Source organism: Pseudorhodoplanes sinuspersici (assembly GCF_002119765.1).
GTDB classification, from domain to species: domain Bacteria; phylum Pseudomonadota; class Alphaproteobacteria; order Rhizobiales; family Xanthobacteraceae; genus Pseudorhodoplanes; species Pseudorhodoplanes sinuspersici.
Genome location: NZ_CP021112.1, coordinates 1,007,910 through 1,027,030, shown reverse-complemented (window position 1 = coordinate 1,027,030; position 19,121 = coordinate 1,007,910). Strand labels below are relative to the sequence as shown.

Below are 19,121 nucleotides of genomic sequence, written 5' to 3'. Positions count from 1 at the left end.
ATGACAATCACGCCTCTGTCGGTTGGACTGGGAGCGATGTCGTAGTTCGCGACATTCTCCAGCTTAGCCGCGCGGGCTGGCCTTGCGCCTTGCGGCGACAGTCATCACGTGCGTATGCGTCAGCTCGTAGATTTGCTGCCGCACGAACGACTGTAATTGCGGTGCGTTGTCTATATTCGCGTGTCTCAGCTGGGTCTGACTGGACAGATCAATATTGCTGAACTCTCCCGGAAATCCGGCAGGTTCAACAGCGGTGCGGCCAAAGCCATTGAGCTGGTAGAAATTGAAGAAGCGGCCAACATTGTTCGGAACCACGAGATTTTCCGTGATATCGAAGGTCACCGCGAGATCGACCGGAATGTTCTCGCGCGCCAGCCGTTGAGCCACTTGCACCACCGCATCCGAGCCAAGAGAGTGGCCGATCAGGATGATGTGCGCATCATCGCCGTTCTGGTGGCCCGCGATGATGTCGTGCGAAATCTGATCGACATCGGTCCAGCTCCAAAGAGTCACATTAGTATAACCCTGCGCTTTCAGCTGGGCGGCCATTTCGTCCATGCCGGTGGAAAACACCCCGAACAAGCCCCGGATCAGGTAGATCTGTGCGTGCTCCTGCTGCGTTGCTCGGGAACGATCATGCCCCTTTTGAGACCAGCCGTCACTCGCGAGAGGCACAAGCAGCGCGACCACAAGCAGAAATCCAACGATTGAGCGACGCATGAAAGTTTCCCCCCGATCCACTTCTAACCGATATATCCCAACCGCCCACCTGACCGGAAGCATCCCCTGACCGCAGTCATGGAAGGCCATCCGAACTGCGGCTGCGGGCCAAACACCCGCATTCATAGCGTTATTGGGCAATCGAGAATTGCCATTCCGCGCCAATCGAAGGACTGCCGGTGTTTGCGCTGATTATCGAACTTTCATTTTTGCTACGAGGATGAGCGTATCGATCGGTCACTGCACGGTTACACTCACCGCAATGGAAGACGAGCCGCTCCCGCCAGGGCCACTCCCGGTAATCGTGAACGTGAAATTATCAGGGCCAGTGTATCCTGGTTGCGACTGATACATGACAACATCTGCGCCGTTGGTCGAAGCAGACCCGTTGGTGGCAGGCGCGCTTATGACAACGGACGTAATGATGTTTGTTCCACCAGCACCTGTGTCGATCTGGCAGACTTCACCACTGCTGACCGACATCGATGTGCTCGTATTAGATCCGAGATACGGAATGGACCACGGCATGACCCCACAATCCGCGTATGCCGGTGCGTGCCAGCCCAAGAACATCAGCACGAACACGATACTCCGTTTCATTGGTTGCCTCCTTCTTTCGCGAACAAGAAAATTGCTTCGATATAGTCATGCGTCTGAGAATGCTTACGGTGGAGCGGATCGTCACTCCGTCAATGACTCGGGAACAGGAGCGCAATCTGGGCCCGCAACTGCCAGTCTGGGGCGCCGTCAGGCCGGATCGCGTTGTAATAGGCAGCAACCTGCGCATTGACAGGCTGATCGCCGATTTTGAACACGCGTCCGATCCCCCCACCGATCGGTACGGTCCATTTCTGACCGGATGCCGCGAGCCAGTCTGCAGTAATAATCGGCGACGTGGTCAGGAACCAACCGTGAGCCATGTTGTAGTTGATGAATGGCTGAGCGAGGAATGTATTGACAGATCGTCGCAATGAATTGCCGCCGACCGACCACTGGTTGTTGACCAAGACACCGATGACCCAATGGCCTGGCGTGGTGAGGAAAACGGCTGTGGGGCCAAACAACACTTTGCCTGTGCCGAGAATGGGGTCGCTCGCCGAGGGAATCGTGAAGACCGGACCCACGCCCCAAATCAGCTTCCCGGGACTAGCGGGTGAAAGAAACAGCGATTGCGTAATGTCACCGATGCCACCGGTGTTGCCGTTCACCAGCGGTTCCGGCTGGCTGATCAGCGGAATGATTGTGCGCGAGATGACGTTCCATTCCGCATTCAGACTCATTGGTACAACGGGCTGGATGTTGAAGACTTCCTGCGTGCGATTGAAGGGCCCGGCATTGAAATTGGTATTGCTTTGGAACGGCACGCTGACAAGACTTGCGACCGGATTCTGAGATTGTTTTCGCAGATCTTCCGATTCTTCCGACGAGGACGCCGGACGAGAACCGCTAGGCCGCTCCGCCACGGTCGAACCGCCACTTTCAAATTTGTAATTGATGCCGGCTTTGATCGTCTGAATGTCACGGTCCAACGATACTGCCGGGAAGGTCGCCGATGTCCATGATGGTAGCGAAAGGTGATTGTATTCGAGCTTGACGGTCCAGTGCGGTTTGAAGCCGTATTCGATGCCGCCGCCGAGAAGCAAGCCGCTTTTTGTGCTGGATTCGCTCCAGCCAAGGCCGGGGACATTGACTGAAATGTCGTGGTGCGCCCAACCGCCGCCCACCTTGCCATAGACAAGCCATCGGTCCTTCACGTAGCCAACGCGACCAGCCATGCTGGCCATCCAACGCTGGCTCACAGAGCCCAATGTCGGCACCGGGAGCGGCGGACGATTGAAAATCGCCCCGTCGAAGTCGCCTTCGATACCGAAGAGCAGGTGACCGGCTTGAAAGTTATAGCCGGCTTGCCCGCCGGCGATGAATGCCGTGGTGCCGCCATAGAGACTGTTGCCGGGAATGGTCAGCGTTCCGTTCGCCCATCGTCCGCCGAGGTTGGCTCCCAAATAGAATCCCGACCAGTTATAGGGCGCGACAACATCCGGAGAGTACCAAACCGGTGCCTTGGTCGGCAAATCCGACGCCCAAGCGGACGTCGCTATCGACGCAACTGCGACCGCCTTGCTCCCAATGAAAAGTGCTTTCATGGACGCCCCAATATCAGCCATGATCGGGCCGCGCTGCTGCGAGACCAAACAACGCGCTTCATAGCGACATTGAGCCGCCAAAAATTGCCATTTCGCGCCAATCGAAGGGATGGCCGCTTTCGCTTGCCGGAAAATCCATGCCTAGGAGAGCGAGACTTACCGTGGTCTCCACTGGTCGCGAAATTCTCTCGGCGTCGTCCCGGAAATTCGGCGGAAAGCGCGAGTGAAGTGAGCGGGGTCCGCATAGCCACAGGAGAAGGCAACGTCGATAATCTTGGCGTCTGTATCACGCAGACGTTTCGCAGCACTCTCAAATCGAACCACATCGACCAGCCCCGAATAAGACAGGCCCATGCTTGAGAGCTTGCGCTGAAAGCTTCTGACGCTGATGCCGGCCATCTCGGCAATCTCCGTGACGGTCGGAGCTCCTTCATCCAGGTAGGATGGCAACATCAATTTGAGCGTGCGGACAATTTCGGTGGGAGAGGTCTGATCTTCATCCTCATACGGGTTCGGCGGCGGTTCAATGGCGAGGTTAGGGCAACTTAGTTGCGAAACATGCACATCGATCCATGAGGCGTGCTGGCCCGACAGGAAGCGGGTGTTTGGCCAAAAAGATTGTGTCTCCTGACTGGGCGTATAATTGGCTTCAAAGGCAATTGTTGAAGGGGTCCAGTCCGGTCCGGTGAACTGCCGAACGATGTGTATGGGAAAAACGTTCTGGAGCCACTGCGAGTGTTCAAGGTGCAGCAGGCCGGTTGTCCCAATAAGCTTGCTGCAAATTCTCACAGTATCGTCGCAGCGTTCCAGCCACATGGTCAAATTCGTATCTTCAAGTGGCGCCCATTTGCACACTTGCTGTAGCGCAGCAAGCAACGTTGGAGAGTGACCGATGATGATGCGAAGCTTTTCGCTCAGATGGCAAAACTGCAAAAGCCGAGAAGCCTGGAAGCCGATATCCGTGATGCCCTGTGATCTTTGTACGGCTTCCGCGAATCGAATGGCCGGCAATATTGGCACGTAGTGATCGGCCTTCTCTTCCAAAGACGTCGGAAGACGAAACTTCGCCAGAAGCGCCTCAGTCGGGGCTCCGATGTCATTATGAATAACGGCGAAAGGGATCAGGAACTGGCAACGCGTTAAAGGAATACCATTCATATTGTCGGTCTCCCCACCCGGACCGCGAAATTATTACTTACGCTCTTTCTTTTCTCAGTGTCGTGCCGGCATGGAAGCGCCCGGCTATCTACAATCTTCCGTCTCTTGAATTGCCTTTGCTGCAATGCAGCGTTGATGCCCCAGTCCGCCCTGATCGAGATGCAGGCCAGCCAACTCGTCGCCGCAAATGGAATTTTGGCGGCTTATGGCCAGACGGCTGACTGCTTCAGGCATAGACCACAAAAACAACGACCAAACGAGGTGGCAAAGGTTTCCGCCCTTTCATGACGCGCCTATGAAGCCCGTCCGTATGCCCTCCCGATACGCGGTGCGAGCGGCCATTGCCGCGTCGCTGCGACACGGTGGCGCATCGCTTCAGCGCACTGCAAATCAATTAGGAGTGAGCGCACGGTCGCTGCAGCGTCATCTTGGCGAGATGGGCACCAGTTACAGTGAAATGGTCGCGGAAGTCCGTCTCGATGCAGCCTGCCATTTGCTCGTGGAATCCAACGTGCGGATTTCAGATATCGCCTTGCGCCTCGGCTATGCCGGACCCAGCAGCTTCAGCCGCACCTTCATGCGTTTGATGAAAATTCAACCCGTTATTTATCGGCGGCAACAAAGGAATGGCAAGGCGCTGCACGACAAGAGTTCGCCTGCGGCCAGCCAACGCTGAGTCGCGATTGGCGCGAAATGGCAAGACTTGTCCTCCCGATTGGCACGAAATGGCTAAACGAAACGTACCTCTGGGAGGAAAGCCAATGACGAAACTTCGCGCTGCCCTTATGGCCGTTGCTGTTGCTGGCCTGATCTGCTCGCCCGCGACGCTTTCTGCGCAAGCTGTCTCCGAGACGAAGCCGCACGTCCCTCTCGAGAAATCCATCGGACAGGCCAAGCCCGAGGTCGTTCCGTCGCTGTTTGTTCTCAATTCCAGAGGTGTCAGCCTGAAAGACGGCAAGCTCGTGCTGACCGGAATTTCTCCGAACGCGATCGTGTTTGCGGATCGTCCTGTGCGCGCTGCCGGACACGACCTGACGGCGCGGATCGTCGAAGATTGGGGCAACGGCAGCGACAATTTTGCGAAGGATCCGCCAAACGCGACCGTGTCAGGCTTCAAGAAGGACGGGGCGGCTGTGCTCGACGCGGTGGTTGTTCTGAAGTCGCCGAAACTCGAAGGCGACAAGCTCACTTTCGATGTCGATGTGCTTGAGGGCGACCTCGCTGGAGCTGATGGGCCGGCATCAGTCTTTATCGACATCATTGGCCGACCGTTTACGCCGTTGTCGTTCGCCGGCGTTGCTCGCCGCACAGCATGGCGGGGTGCCTATTACCGCGGTGCAGCAGTCGCGGGCGCTGCTGCCGTTGCTGGAGCAGCGGCTGTTGCGGCGTATCCCTACGCAGCTCCCTATGCACCATACCCCTATTACCCGCCGCGGTGCGGCTACTATCCCTATCCGCCTTGCTGATGAAAGACCACAAGAGCTGTACCAATTAACGGTGAGCAAGGAAGAGGGGCGAGACATGTCATGCATCAGGAGAGTTCGTCAAATCGTGACGGTGTTACTACTTGCAACGCTGGCATCGCCAGCGATTGCACAAGCGCCAGGTGTGCCGCCACCGGGCGTAACTGGAGTGAATACAGGCCTCCTCAGGTGCAATCTCTCGCCAACGATCGGACTGATCGTCGGCTCTCTCCAGACAATGAACTGTGTTTACAAGCCGGTCGGTCCTTACCCGCCTGAGAATTACACCGGTACGTTCGGTACGCTGGGTGTAGACATCGGGATCACGCTGGCGCAGGGGCTGGCCTGGCAAGTCTATTCGCCTACGGCTGGCCCTTTGAACGGTGCGCTTGCCGGCACGTATGTGGGGCCGAGCGGTGAGATTGGCGTCGGCGTTGGCGTCGGCGCTAATATCCTTTTTGGCGGTAACGCTCGCGCCTATGCACTGCAGCCGGTTTCTTTGTCCGGAGAGGCGGCGCTCAACGTGTCCGTCGGGATATCAACCATCGAATTGCGGTGGGTTCCCTGACGTCCGAATGCAGATCGTTTCGATAACTCAATCGAGTAATTAAGGAATGGGCAAATGTTGACGAAGCGGGATTTACTTCGCTCCACCGCGGCGATTGCCGTGATCGCCGCCACGACGGCGAAGTACACCCCGGCCATTGCGCAGAACAAAGCCGATTGGCCCAACCTGTTCGAGGCCAAGGACATCGCCGAGGCAGGGTTCATCTACGGCCTGCCGATCGTGATGAACTACGCAATCATGTATGAGTACGCGGTAGATCGCAATTCGGGGCAGTTCAAGGCGCCGTTCAACCAGATCAAGAACGAGCCCAACGTTTACACCTACAAGGACACGGCAATCGTCACGCCGAACAGCGACACGCCCTATTCCTTCGTGTGGCTGGATTTGCGGGCGGAGCCGGTGGTCCTCTCGGTGCCGGCGATCGACCCGAAGCGCTACTACTCGGTCATGCTCTGCGACGGCAATACCTACAATTATGGCTATATCGGCACCCGAGCCACAGGGAGCGGTGCCGGCGACTACATGGTGGTGGGGCCCGATTGGAAGGGTGACACCCCAGCGGGCATCAAGCAGGTGTTTCGTTCGAGCACACAGTTTTCCCTCGCGGGCTATCGCACCCAGCTTTTCGGCCCGGATGATCTCGACAACGTCAAGAGGGTGCAGGCTGGCTACAAGGTGCAGATGCTCTCGGCCTATCTGAAGCAGACGCCGCCGCCGGCCGCACCAACCGTCGATTTCCCCAAGATCGACAAGGAGCTCGTGAAGTCCAACTTCTTCGATTATCTCGACTTTGCGCTGCAATTCGCGCCGGCGCAGGGTAATGAGAAGGAGATACGCGCCAAGCTGGCACGCATCGGTGTCGGGCCGGGCAAGACCCTCAACTTCAAGGACCTGCCGCTGGAGCATAAGCTGGAGCTTGGCGTCGGCATGAAGGAGGGCCAACGGAAGGTCGACGAGGCCGTTTCCAATGCCGGCAAGGCGATCAATGGCTGGCGGGTTAGCGGTCTTCCGGGCGATAGCGCACACTACAATGGCGACTGGTTGAAGCGTGCCGTCGCCGCTCAGGCCGGCATTTATGGCAATGATCCGGCGGAAGCGACCTATCCGTTCACGCGCGTTGACAGCGACGGCCGCACGCTCGACGGCAGCAAGCACAATTACACACTGACCTTCCCGGCGGGACAACTGCCACCGGTGAACTCCTTCTGGTCGGTGACGATGTATGACGGCAAGAGCCAGCTTCTGATCAAGAACCCGATCGACCGTTACCTCATCAACTCGCCGATGTTGCCCGGCATGAAGAAGAACGCGGACGGGTCACTCACTCTCTATATCCAGAAAGACAGCCCCGGCGCGGACAAGGAATCCAATTGGCTGCCTGCTCCCAACGACACGATCTATCTCGTGATGCGTCTGTACTGGCCGAAGACGGAAGCGCCGTCCATCCTGCCGGCCGGTGCAGGCACCTGGCAGCCGCCCGGCATCAAGCGAGTCTGACAGAATTCCGAATGCAGATCGATTCGATAACTCAATCGTGTAGTTAAGGAGTAGGCGCATGTTGACGAAGCGAGATTTACTTCGCTCCACCGCGGCGGTCGTGGCCGGTGCCGCAATTGCGAGGCCAAGCCTCCTGATGGCGCAAAGCTACCCTGGCATCATCGAGGCCAAGGACATCGCAGAAGCCGGATTCATCTACGGCCTGCCGATCGTGATGAACTACGGCATCATGTACGAATACGCCGTCGATCGCAGCTCGGGGCAATTCAAAGCGCCGTTCAATCAGATCAAAAACGAATCCCACGTCTTTACTTATAAAGACACTGCCGTCATTTCGCCGAACAGCGACACGCCCTATTCGGTTGTATGGATGGACCTGAGGGCGGAGCCGATGGTGCTTTCGGTGCCGGTGGTGGAATCCAAGCGCTACTACTCCGTTCAGCTTATCGACGGCAATACCAACAACTATGGCTATATCGGCAGCCGCGCGACCGGAAGCGATGCTGGCGACTATATGGTTGTCGGACCGGAGTGGAAGGGCGCAACTCCGGCTGGAATCAAGAAGGTGTTCCAATCGGGCACGCAGTTCTCGCTCGCCCTCTACCGCACCCAGCTTTTCAATCCGGGCGACATCAACAGCGTGATGAAGGTGCAAGCTGGCTACAAGGCACAGCCGCTTTCCGCCTATCTGAAGCAGTCGGCGCCGCCTGTTTCGCCGGTTGTGAATTTTCCGAAGATCGACAAGGAACTCGTGAAGACAAACTTCTTCGAGTACCTCGATTTCTGCTTGCAATTCGCGCCGGCGCTCGAGAACGAGAAGGATATCCGCGCGAAGCTTGCGCGCATTGGCGTCGGGGCTGGAAAGACCTTCAGCTTCAAGGATCTCCCGCTTGAGCATAAGGCGGAAATCCTCATCGGAATGAGGCAAGGAGAGAGAAAGATCGGCGAGGCCGTCGACAAGGCCGGCGTGTCGGCCAACGGATGGCGGATCAGCTCTCTTTTTGGCGATGCCGCATTCTTCAATGGCGACTGGCTGAAACGCGCCGCAGGCGCCAAGGCGGGCATCTATGGAAACGATTCTGTGGAAGCGACCTATCCGCTCGGAAAGTTCGATTCGGAAGGCAAGCCGCTCGACGGCAGCCAGCACAACTACACGCTGACCTTCCCGGCCGGCCAATTGCCGCCGGTCAACGCCTTCTGGTCGGTGACGATGTACGATGGCAAGACGCAGCTTTTGATCGAGAATCCGATCAACCGCTATCTGATCAATTCGCCGATGCTCCCGACCATGAAGAAGAACGCGGACGGTTCGCTGACGCTCTACATCCAGCACAAGTCGCCAGGCGCGGACAAGGAATCGAACTGGCTGCCGGCGCCCAACGGCCCGATTTACACGGCCATGCGGCTCTACTGGCCGAAAACAGAAGCGCCTTCAATTCTGCCGGTCGGCAATGGGACGTGGCAGCCGCCCGGCGTCAAGCGGGTTTGACAGACGATAGGACTTCGACGCTGCCATGGGCATGAAAAAGGGGACCATGACCATTAATCCAAGCCTGGGAAAGGCCGCAGCTTGTGCGGCCCTGATATTCTGTTGCAGTTCGCTGTCCTTCGCGGCGGATATGCCTGCGCCGGTGTTCAAAGCGCCGCCGCCACCCGAACCGTCCATCTGGACGTACACCATCATGCCTTACGCGTGGTTGCCGTCGATCAACGGTTCTACGACCGTCAAGGGGCGTACCGCCGATGTCGATGCCGACTTCATCGACCTGCTGCACCGGAAGATTCCAAAAGAACTATTCGGCCTGATGGGCGCTTTCGAGGCGCGCAAGGGGCCGTTCTCCGTCATGACCGATCTCGTCTACATGAAGGTGGGCGCCTCCGACAGCGGCGCCCGCGCACGCAGCGTGCACCCCCGGGTCGGCGGGACGTTGGCGGCGTCAATGTCGGTCCAGTTCGAGATGTTCATTGCGGAAGCAGCCCTTGCATACGAACTGTTTCAGTGGCGCGGTGCAACACCGGGCGCGCAAACGTCGATCGATCTTTACGGCGGTGGGCGTTTCTGGTGGCAAAATGCGGAGGCGAGTCTGGCGTTATCCGCCGGCCTGAATATTGGCGATCTGACCGTCAGTGGCGGGCGCGCCTTTGCTAATTCCGGTGACGTGACCTGGTTCGATCCGCTGGTTGGCTTGCGCCTGCGCCATCACTTCTCGCCTCACACCGAACTGGTGTTGCGTGGCGACGTTGGCGGGTTCGGTGCCGGAAGCAAGATCTCCTGGCAGGCCATGGGTTATCTCAACTGGGATTTCGCCCGCACTCAGCACGCCATCTGGAGCGCTATGCTTGGCTATCGTGCTCTTTACGTCGATTTCGAGAAAGGCGCCGGAAGTACACTTTATGAATACGACATGCTGACCCATGGGCCGGTCATTGGTGTGACGGCGCGTTTCTGATCTCGGCATAGTCGCGGAATCGCTTGTGAGTGCATCAAAACTGAGGAGGCTCAAATGAAGATTACCCGCCGGTCCGCCGCATTTGGCGGAATAAGTCTACTCACGGGAGCGGCAATGAGCCGTTCAGCCCTGGCTCAGCACGGCTCCTTCCTCGGCATCGGCGAAGGCCTGGAGGATTTTTGGCTCGCGACTGACGCCTACATCTTTGGCTATCCGCTTGTGACCATGGAAATGACCCGGCGGGTCATCACCAATGTTGCCGCGCCTGAGGGAACGCGGGCCCCTATGGGTCAGCTCATCAAGCTGCGCCAATATCCTAACGCTTCGTTCCGGGACGTCACAGCGCCCAATGCCGATACGCTTTATACGACGGCGTTCTTCGATGTCAGCCAGGAGCCGTGGGTGTTCAGCACTCCGGACATGCAAGGACGCTACTTCCTGATGCCGATGCTGGACGGCTGGACGACGGTGTTTCAGGCCCCAGGCAAGCGCACGACCGGGACTGGGGCGCAGACCTATGCGATCACCGGGCCGGGCTGGAACGGCAAGTTGCCGGACGGCGTCAAGGAATATAAGTCACCGACCAACATCGTCTGGCTGCTCGGTCGCATTTACTGCACGGGCACGCCGGAGGACTACGCAGCCGTGCATAAGCTGCAGGACGAGTGCAAGCTCACACCGCTGAGCGCCTACGGCAAGCCCTATACGCCGCCTCCGGGCAAAGTCGACCCATCGATCGATATGAAGACGGCCGTCCGCGAACAGGTCAATCGCATGGATGCTGTGTCGTACTTCACGCTGCTCAGCCAATTGATGAAGACGAATCCGCCTTCCACAGCGGATGCTCCACAACTCGCCAAATTCGCGCGCATCGGCATAGTTCCTGGACAGGACTTCGATCCGAGTAAGCTCAAGGCGGATTTCCTGAAGCGCGTCCCCGAAGTCGCAGTCGACAGGATCATGCTCCAGTTCAAGATCAACAAGGCGATCAAGGACGAGAACGGCTGGGCCTTCACCACGAAGACGGGTATCTACGGGACCGACTACCTGATGCGGGCGCTCGTGACTGCAATCGGGCTCGGCGCAAATCGCCCGCAGGATGCGGTCTACCCGACCTCGAAAGTCGATGCAGATGGCGGCAAATACAATGGGGCAAACAAGTATGTCATGCGATTCCCCAAAGGCCATTTGCCGCCGGTCGAAGGGTTCTGGTCGCTGACGATGTATGACAGCCAGTATTTCTTCGTGAACAATCCGCTCAATCGCTACTCGATCAGCCCGCGGCAAGATTTGCAGACCAATCCGGATGGCTCGACCGATCTCTACATCCAGAAAGACTCGCCCGGCAAAGACAAGGAATCAAACTGGCTCCCGGCACCTCCCGGCGATTTCATTCTGATGTTGCGGATGTATTGGCCGACCGAGACGGACCCATCGATCATTAATGGCACGTGGACGATTCCTGCGGCCAAGAAAGTCTCTTGAGTGAGCGAACCCATGCCGGTCTTTGCGGGCCGGCATGGGCTCGACCTGATTTATTTTTTCCTTGCCAAATTCAAAGACGATATTGGGGGACGACTATGCGCGGAGCACTGATCATCGCAGCAATCCTCGGGTTCACATCCATACAGCCGGCGCGCGCACAGACCGACCTCAGTGCCTATGCCGATGCCGACGGGTATTTGGACGTTCAGAAATTGACGTGCGCGCAACTGGCCGGCACGTGGCAGCAAGATGCAGACATGCTCACCACCTGGTATAGCGGTTGGTACAATGGTCTCGCCCACAAGCACTTGCTGAACATCAAGAGAGCAAAAGAGGCCGAGCACGAAGTCATCATGTACTGCAAGGCCAATCCGGACAAACGGATCATCGAGGCGATTGCTGTGGTGTTCAAGGACATGCGGGCCAAGCTCGGGATCAAGATGAAGCCAGACTAAATTAACGGATTGACCCTCAGCGGCGATGTCGGCGGCTTCGACGTCGGCAGTCAGTTTTCCTGACAGGCGATTGGCGTTCACCGCTGGACCTTCGCCGGGACGCATAGCGTCACCGATGGCGCAGCTTGGTGGACTGCGACAAAAAATGTGCGCGATAAAATATTATAGACTGTCGCTCGAAGTGTCCGATATTTTGATCGAAGCCTGTGCGTGATTGCGGGCCTTTCCCGATCTCGCGCCGTCCGATCGACATCTACGGCGATGGGGTGGCACGAGCGCCCACTACAACTTCTTGCTCATCCCCTCCGACTGCGCGGGCAGCGCCGCGCCGCGGGAACAAAATTAGAAATGATGAAGAGGAGACGGGAAACGCCTTAATACGATGCAAAATAACGGTGTACTGGCATGTAACAGTCCTTGTTGCCATGTAGGGCACGCTACCAAGCGCGAATCGCGTATTTCGCCTTATCGCAGAAGGCGCTAGCTAACCGCTCTTTCGGATTGCTGTCATTGCAGGGAGGGCGATCGTCGGTAGCTGTCAGTAAGCTCCTGCCAGTTCTTTATGTGCTACGAAATCTGGAGTACACGCTATCGAATGATGCGCCGCATGATCATTTCCGCTCCAATCATTGCTGTAGGCTTGCTCGCTGGCAACACATTTGCGTCGGATGTTGGAAGAACGACCAGTTTGCCGATTCCTCGATTCGTCTCGGTCAAGTCCAAACCTGCAAACGTGCGCGTGGGACCAGGCGTCAGCTACCCTCTCAAGTGGACATTTGTTCGACGTGGTCTTCCGGTGGAAATAATTGCGGAGTTTGGGAATTGGCGGCGAATCCGCGACTGGGGTGGCGAAGAGGGCTGGATAGTCGGATCGTTGCTTTCCGGCAACAGAACGGCGCTCGTCGCCCCATGGTCAGGCGCTAACCCTGTTGCGATACGCTCTGATGCTGCGGAGAACGCCTCGACTGTCGCGATCGTGCAGTCGAAGGTGCTGGTTCGCGTCGTCGGATGCGATGGAAAATGGTGCAAGGTGAAAGCCAAGGGGAGGAGGGGGTACATCCGCCAGACGAGACTTTGGGGCGCATATCCGGGCGAAGTATTTTAGTCCTCTAATCTTCATTCCGCCTCGGTTTCATCCAGCGCGATAGCGCGCAATTGTGGGAAAGCGGTCGAGTCCAAATCCTTTGAGGTGAAATGGCCCAGCCGATCAAACCGGTGCACTCCAATATGCGGAAGCGCGTCAACGACCTGCCCGACAGATTTCAGTATCGAAGGATGGTCGTCGTTCGAAACCAGAAGCTGGATATCATTCACGCGCGCGTCCAGCCTGGGGTCGATCTCAAAGTCGAAGAAGCCGCGAGTGTGTGTCTTATCTGGATCAAGCCATGGGGCAACAAGGATGAGCCTTGCGGCCCGAATGGCATTCTCACTCAGCCAACGCAGTAAAAAGCCGGCGCCACAGCTATAGCCGATCAGAAGTGTCGTGGCGTCGGTATCAAACCGTTCCAGCTCCCGCTTCCAGACCGTATAGACTGGATCATATGCTTTGGGCATCTCGGGCGTTTGTGTGGCAATTCCTTTGATCAGCAGTTGCTTTTGAATCCAAGGCAGCCAGTGGCTATTCGACAGTGCCGGATGATCCGGACTGAAATATTCAGTTCGGTCGCAAGTGCCATGCACAATGATGGCATTGCCTGGGTTGTGCATTACCAGCGCAGCTCGTGGATATCATCAAACACGTCGCGCACTGCCGGCTGGGCGTGCGCTGGCCCCAACGCAAGCATCAGCTCGTGCCATTGATCGGAGTACGCCACCAATTGATCAGTTAACCAATTGCCCGGCAGGTCGCGGGTGAAGCTGCGCAAGTCGCTGGAATTGAAAAGCGCCATCAGCACGAATGCGATCAGCATGGCGAAACAGCTGGCTCGGACGTTTGTGCTGGTATCTGACGTTTTGGCTTCTGGTCGGCGACGGAAGTAACGGATGTGCCATAGGCGGCGTGCGGGTGATCGATATCTGGAAGGTCTATCAAGCATGGGATTTATCCATCACGTGACTTAGAACTGAAAATAAACGAACGGCGCAACGCCTTCGGGGCCGATGAACTCGATCAGCACAAGCCCGCCGCCAAACAGGAGCCCAAGTATCGATGCGGGCATGTTGCGCAGTTTCTCTGCTGTCTTCTCCAGAGTATTGCCCGGCAGAAATTGTACGGCCACCGAGCCTGCGGTCAGGATAAGGAGAAACGGACTGAACAGGTGGACGCTGCCTGTCCATGAAAACATTTGCTCAAAGTAGCTTGTCGCAACTTCCAGGTCCGGCGAGCGGAAGAAAATCGCAGCAAGTGTGAAGACATGGAAAGTCATGAACCACCCGACGAAGGCCGAAGCGATCAATCCGAATTGAGTTGCGCGGCTACTCACATGCACATCAGGCGCGCTCTTGCGCGCAGATATCTGCCCCCGCCATTCATGATAGCGGCCCTTGACGACACGCTCGATCACAAGCGCCGCACCGAGAATGGCGCCCCAGATGACAAAGGTCCAACTGGCGCCGTGCCAGAGACCACCAAGCAACATCGTCAGCAAGATGTTGCGGTGCATGCGCCAACCTGCTTCTCGCTTTTTCCCGCGCAGGGCCCGGTAGAGGTAGTCGCGTAACCAGGTTGACAGCGAGATGTGCCAGCGCTGCCACAATTGCTGCATCGAGGTGGCGGCGAACGGGCGATCGAAATTCTTTCTGAAGCGAAATCCAAGAAGGGCGGCGACACCAATAGCGATGTCACTGTAGCCCGAAAAGTCGCAATAGACCTGTATGGCGTACGCATAATGCGCGCCAACAAGGTCGGCGCTGCTTGCGGATGTAGGATCGACGAACACCGGATCGACGAGGTCGACCGCCAAATAATGTGCCACCACGGTCTTTTTCAGCATTCCGGCCAAAATCAGAATGAAGCCGTAGATCGCGACGACGCGAGTGAGTTGCGGTGGCTTTGACAATTGCGGAAGAAAGTCCGAACCGCGCACGATCGGACCCGCGACAAGCTGTGGAAAGAACGAGATGTAGAGAAACAAGTCGATCGGTGAGGATACCGGCTTCACGTGACCGCGATAGACGTCGACCACATAGGAGATGCCCTGAAACGTGAAGAACGAAATGCCAATCGGCAGAATGATTTCCAGAAACGGCATGTCACGTTGCAGGCCGAACTTCAGCAAGAGGTCAGTTAAGCTATCGAGAAAAAAGCCATAGTATTTAAAGAAGCCGAGAACGGCGAGATTGGCCGCAACCATCGCGGCGACGATCCAGCGCCTCGAGCGATCCTCCTTGGTCCGCCCAAGCAGCAGTCCACCCAGGTAATTGGCCACGGAACTGCCAGCAAGCAGGGCCATAAATCGCCAGTCCCACCAACCGTAAAAAAGATAACTCGCCGCGAGCAGCAGCATTTTGCGCGGCTCGGCATGTGGCTGCAGGATCCAAGCGAGTGTGAAGACCGCGATGAAGAACAATGCAAAAGTCAGTGTGGGAAAAAGCATGAGCACCGACGAATGAGCGTTGCTGATTTTGTCGTGGCCGGGCTAGCCGCCCATAGCTGCAAAACCTCTGATCGGGCGCCGGTAGATGGGCTTTGCCTGTGTGACTATCGCCCAGTACGCCGACCCCGGCTTTGATTCCCTGAATGCGTCAGCGGGCCGTCTTGATCTCGCTCAGATCGCGGCCAATCGCACCGGCGACAATATCGGCCAGCCGAAGTTGACCATCGTTGGTGAAATGCATCCCGTCCTCTTTGCGCAGACGCCGCTTCACTCCGTCGAGGCTATGACCGAAGGATGTATAGCCGCCGCTCTCATCCAGAAAGTGCTCCCAGGTGCTGACATAGGTGAACCCATGTTTTCTGGCCTGTGCACGGAAAATTCTGTTGAGCCCTTGATAGTCTCGGCTCATCCAAGCGGATCGGACCGCCGGTAGGCCAACCCAATAAACCTTCGCATCCACTGCTGCGAGAGTCGTCATGAATCGGGCGACGCGCCGTTCATACTCGGTCAGCCACATTTTTGATCCACGGGGCAGTCTGCGGCCATTCAGCCAAATCGACTGGCGGTCGTTTCCGCCTATCATGACGACGATGGCGTTGAGTTTTGTTTTGCTGATGAATGCCTTCAAGGCGCTTTGCCAGTTGTAAACATCGTCCCGCATGAGGCCAGTGGCAGGCTTCGCAAACCTGATCACCTTAAGTGTGTCATGGTCGCGCAGAAGCTTCTGCATGCCGTCCCCAAGATCTCCGGCCATGGAATCGCCGACAACCCCGATCCGCAATCGCTGCGACGATTGCAGCAAGGCGATAGTCCCGGCATGAGCATTGTCCAACTTGCGAGCGTGAGCTGACTGAATCGGAGCGAGAATCGAGACGGCACAAAAGATAAAGAGCCAGCAAAAGCTGGGTCGGTGTTTGCGCCATTTTCGAAAACCAAAAGACATGCCCGAAACGCTCCCGTTTTTAGCACCTATTCGTTACATCACGTTGCTGCTCATGTGAGTGGATCAAGCAGCATCGTCTGCGGCGGTTGAACAAAGCTCTTGCTTTGGGATCGCAGCGCAATCGTAGCTGATTGCGAATCTGCAATGTCTGCATGCATTGTTACTGTTTCGATCCAATGATGAAAGTCCGCACCGCGCTCGCCCACATCGAATTCGCCGAGTGCGTGTTTCACTGACATCGTGCGTCGCCGCATTTGTCCCATCCTTGCCGTGGTTGAGGATCAAAATGCGGCAAATTCAACTTGGATTTGCATTTCATCAACGCTTTCGTGCAGAATCCCGGAGGGGACTGACGCAATTCCAAGCCGTTGCTGCGCGGCTGAGATGGGACTTTATGACGCAGACAATTCGCGCTCACCTCGCTACGATTTCTTTTTCTGCTTGCGTCGCACTGCTCGCGGCCACCTCGCATGCCGCCAGTAGTCCAAAGGACGGCAAGCATGCAACGGCACAAAAGACGTCCGGCAGCAAAACGAAGATCAAGCCCCATTCCCGCAAGGCAGTAGCGAGAAGCGGTAATGTTGTACGGGAATCTCGTCGCGCAGTAGGCCGACTGAAGGCCGTCCGTCACATACCAATTCCGCGTTCGCGCCCGAATATGGCACTTGCTGACCCGATCAATCGGTTGCTGGCATCGACGTCATCGATGCTCACACCCCCGGCTTCCGACGTTCCTCCGGCATATGCACCAATCGCCTCGTCAGAGGCGAACATTCATGCACTCAAGCGCGCAATCCGTCTCGCTCTTCGCGGCAAAGTCGACACAGCGACCAATCGTCGCGACTACATCCATGACGAGGTGAGCCGAAAGCTGGTGGAATGGGTGATGTTGCGCTCGGGCGACAGTGCAGCGAGCTTTGCGCGCTATGCCGCATTCCTGGATGCCAACGGGGCCTGGCCGAGCCGAGATATGTTTCGGCGGCGTGCGGAAGCGCGGCTCTGGTCCGAGAAGCGCGAGCCCGGTGTCGTCTTGGCCTTCTTCTCCGATCATGAACCATTGGGATCGCTCGGCAAGCTGGCGATGGCACGGGCGCTGCTGGCGCAGGGCAAGGTCACTGCGGCCGGGAAATATGTTCGCTCTGCTTGGCGTGAAGACAACTTCTCAGCTCAACTCGAAGCGCAGGTATTGAAGACATTTGGGTCGCTGCTTACGACGGCCGATCATAAGGCGCGCATGCACATTCGGCTGTATGCGAACGATTTCGATACTGCAATGCGTGCGGCGAAGCGTCTCAGCGCCCCCCAAGTCGCTATTGTGAAGGCGCGCGCGGCGGTCACCCGAAGGGCGAAGAATGCAGGCACGCTCCTCAACGCAGTGCCGCAGGCAGCACGCAACGATCCCGCCTATCTGCTTACGCGTGTCCAGTGGCTTCGGCGGAGTGGTCAAGTCGGCGAAGCTGCCAAATTGATGCTGTCGGCGCCGCATGATGCGCGTCTCATTCACGATGCCGACAAGTGGTGGATCGAGCGCCGAATTCTAGTGCGGGAAATGCTTGACGACGGCAAGGCACAGATCGCCTACCGGATCGCCCGCAATGCCGCTCTTCCGTCGAAGGAAGGCCTCCGCGTCGACCATCCGTTCACGGCGGGGTGGATCGCGCTGCGGTTTCTCAACGATCCGCGCTCGGCGGCAAAGCATTTCGCCCGCATCCCGCAGATCACGACGCACCCGACGTCGCTCGCTCGCGCCGGCTATTGGCTCGGACGCGCTGCCGAAGCTGCTGGCCGCGGTAGCGATGCGCGCCGGTACTACGAGTCGGCGGCAGAGCATTCGGCGGCGTATTACGGCCAACTTGCGCGCGCCCGCCTTGGACGCCGCGGAATTCTGGTGCGCCGACCACCGGCCTTGGACAGTATGCGGCGCGCAGCCTTACGTAATGTCGATCTGGTGCGTGCGGTTGAGCTGCTTTACGCGACCGGCAACCGCGATCTCGTGGTCCCGTTCGTCGCCGATCTCAATCGCGTCGGCGACGCAGCCGTGCTGACGCTCATTGCCGAGACGGCCGCCAGGCATAAGGACGCGCGCGCCATGTTGTATCTTGGCAGAAGCGCGCTGGCGCGTGGATTTGCTTTCGATCAGTATGCGTTCCCAAATGTCGGCCTGCCCAAATACGCCCCCATCGGACCAAAAGCGGACAAGAGCCTTGTCTACGCGATTGCACGGGCGGAAAGCGCCTTCAACCCGCGTGTCGTTTCGGCCGCGAAGGCGAAGGGGTTGATGCAGGTGATGCCCGCCACGGGGCGTACCATCGCGCGCCGATTGAGAATCAAGTTCGACCCCAAACGGCTTCTGAACGATCCCAGCTACAATGTGCAGATGGGGGCGGCCGAAATCGCCGACCTCGTCAATACGTATGACGGCAATCACGTCCTTGCCTTTGTTGGCTATAATGCAGGGCGCGGGCGCGTCAAGGAATGGACGAAGCGCTACGGCGATCCGCGCAACCCGAATGTGGACGTCGTCGACTGGGTCGAGCGCATCCCGTTCACGGAGACGCGCATCTATGTGCAGCGTGTGATGGAGAACCTGCAGGTGTACCGGTCGCGATTCGAGCGTCCGGCACGGCTCACTATCGAGGCCGACATGCGCGGGATGCAGGGGTAGGCCCCATCTTCCATAAAAAGGAAACATCCAATATTCG

Annotated in this window: 19 protein-coding genes; 10 read left to right on the top strand and 9 right to left on the bottom strand. The window is 57.5% G+C overall.

Translation table 11 applies throughout. From position 1 onward, the window contains the following. Positions 1-63: 63 nt before the first annotated feature. From CAK95_RS05125 to CAK95_RS05110, 4 genes are all read right to left on the bottom strand, one after another. A complete protein-coding gene (locus tag CAK95_RS05125) occupies positions 64-690 on the bottom strand; it encodes a lipase family protein (RefSeq protein WP_147413690.1) in 627 nt (208 codons plus the stop codon). Between the two features lie 267 nt (positions 691-957). Next, positions 958-1,320, bottom strand: a complete 363-nt coding sequence (locus CAK95_RS05120) for an Ig-like domain-containing protein (RefSeq protein WP_086086956.1) — start codon at positions 1,318-1,320, stop codon at positions 958-960. An 89-nt stretch (positions 1,321-1,409) separates the two neighbouring features. Continuing rightward, a complete protein-coding gene (locus tag CAK95_RS05115; protein WP_086091195.1) occupies positions 1,410-2,864 on the bottom strand; it encodes an outer membrane protein in 1,455 nt (484 codons plus the stop codon). A 156-nt stretch (positions 2,865-3,020) separates the two neighbouring features. Further along, a complete protein-coding gene (locus CAK95_RS05110; RefSeq protein WP_086086955.1) occupies positions 3,021-4,022 on the bottom strand; it encodes an AraC family transcriptional regulator in 1,002 nt (333 codons plus the stop codon). 295 nt (positions 4,023-4,317) lie between these two features. On the opposite strand from CAK95_RS05110, the gene CAK95_RS05105 reads away from it, so the two are divergent. From CAK95_RS05105 to CAK95_RS05065, 9 genes are all read left to right on the top strand, one after another. After that, on the top strand, positions 4,318-4,698 hold the full coding sequence (locus tag CAK95_RS05105) for a helix-turn-helix domain-containing protein (protein WP_086086954.1): 381 nt from the start codon (positions 4,318-4,320) through the stop codon (positions 4,696-4,698). A gap of 85 nt (positions 4,699-4,783) precedes the next feature. Further along, the gene (locus tag CAK95_RS05100; protein ID WP_245303634.1) at positions 4,784-5,488 is read left to right on the top strand and encodes a hypothetical protein; all 705 of its coding nucleotides are present in this window, start codon (positions 4,784-4,786) and stop codon (positions 5,486-5,488) included. 85 nt (positions 5,489-5,573) lie between these two features. Next, positions 5,574-6,053, top strand: a complete 480-nt coding sequence (locus CAK95_RS05095; RefSeq protein WP_157699550.1) for a DUF992 domain-containing protein — start codon at positions 5,574-5,576, stop codon at positions 6,051-6,053. Positions 6,054-6,107: 54 nt separating this feature from the next. Continuing rightward, positions 6,108-7,550, top strand: coding sequence for a DUF1254 domain-containing protein (locus CAK95_RS05090; protein WP_086086952.1), 1,443 nt, complete (start codon positions 6,108-6,110; stop codon positions 7,548-7,550). 58 nt (positions 7,551-7,608) lie between these two features. Further along, positions 7,609-9,039 carry a DUF1254 domain-containing protein gene (locus tag CAK95_RS05085; protein ID WP_086086951.1) on the top strand — a complete coding sequence of 477 codons (1,431 nt, stop codon included), beginning with the start codon at positions 7,609-7,611 and terminating at the stop codon, positions 9,037-9,039. 193 nt (positions 9,040-9,232) lie between these two features. Continuing rightward, entirely contained in the window at positions 9,233-10,000 is a 768-nt protein-coding gene (locus CAK95_RS05080) for a hypothetical protein (RefSeq protein WP_147413742.1), read from the top strand. Positions 10,001-10,054: 54 nt separating this feature from the next. Continuing rightward, positions 10,055-11,485 (top strand): DUF1254 domain-containing protein, encoded by a 1,431-nt coding sequence (locus CAK95_RS05075; RefSeq protein WP_086086949.1) that lies wholly within the window; start codon positions 10,055-10,057, stop codon positions 11,483-11,485. 95 nt (positions 11,486-11,580) lie between these two features. Next, positions 11,581-11,940, top strand: a complete 360-nt coding sequence (locus CAK95_RS05070; RefSeq protein ID WP_183044369.1) for an HdeA/HdeB family chaperone — start codon at positions 11,581-11,583, stop codon at positions 11,938-11,940. Between the two features lie 607 nt (positions 11,941-12,547). Further along, a complete protein-coding gene (locus CAK95_RS05065; RefSeq protein WP_245303633.1) occupies positions 12,548-13,045 on the top strand; it encodes an SH3 domain-containing protein in 498 nt (165 codons plus the stop codon). Between the two features lie 11 nt (positions 13,046-13,056). On the opposite strand, the gene CAK95_RS05060 is transcribed toward CAK95_RS05065, so the two are convergent. The 5 genes from CAK95_RS05060 to CAK95_RS05040 all read right to left on the bottom strand — a co-directional run bounded on the left by CAK95_RS05060 (position 13,057) and on the right by CAK95_RS05040 (position 16,673). After that, positions 13,057-13,647, bottom strand: a complete 591-nt coding sequence (locus CAK95_RS05060; RefSeq protein WP_086086947.1) for an alpha/beta hydrolase — start codon at positions 13,645-13,647, stop codon at positions 13,057-13,059. After that, positions 13,647-13,850 (bottom strand): hypothetical protein, encoded by a 204-nt coding sequence (locus CAK95_RS05055; RefSeq protein ID WP_086086946.1) that lies wholly within the window; start codon positions 13,848-13,850, stop codon positions 13,647-13,649. The genes CAK95_RS05060 and CAK95_RS05055 overlap by 1 nt, the downstream gene beginning before the upstream one ends. 147 nt (positions 13,851-13,997) lie before the next feature. Further along, positions 13,998-15,476, bottom strand: a complete 1,479-nt coding sequence (locus tag CAK95_RS05050; RefSeq protein WP_086086945.1) for an MBOAT family O-acyltransferase — start codon at positions 15,474-15,476, stop codon at positions 13,998-14,000. Between the two features lie 148 nt (positions 15,477-15,624). Further along, complete coding sequence (locus tag CAK95_RS05045; RefSeq protein WP_086086944.1) at positions 15,625-16,419, bottom strand: SGNH/GDSL hydrolase family protein; 795 nt, start codon at positions 16,417-16,419, stop codon at positions 15,625-15,627. A 50-nt stretch (positions 16,420-16,469) separates the two neighbouring features. Next, positions 16,470-16,673 carry a hypothetical protein gene (locus CAK95_RS05040; protein WP_086086943.1) on the bottom strand — a complete coding sequence of 68 codons (204 nt, stop codon included), beginning with the start codon at positions 16,671-16,673 and terminating at the stop codon, positions 16,470-16,472. Between the two features lie 404 nt (positions 16,674-17,077). On the opposite strand from CAK95_RS05040, the gene CAK95_RS05035 reads away from it, so the two are divergent. Then, entirely contained in the window at positions 17,078-19,084 is a 2,007-nt protein-coding gene (locus CAK95_RS05035; RefSeq protein WP_245303632.1) for a lytic transglycosylase domain-containing protein, read from the top strand. Positions 19,085-19,121: the final 37 nt, after the last annotated feature.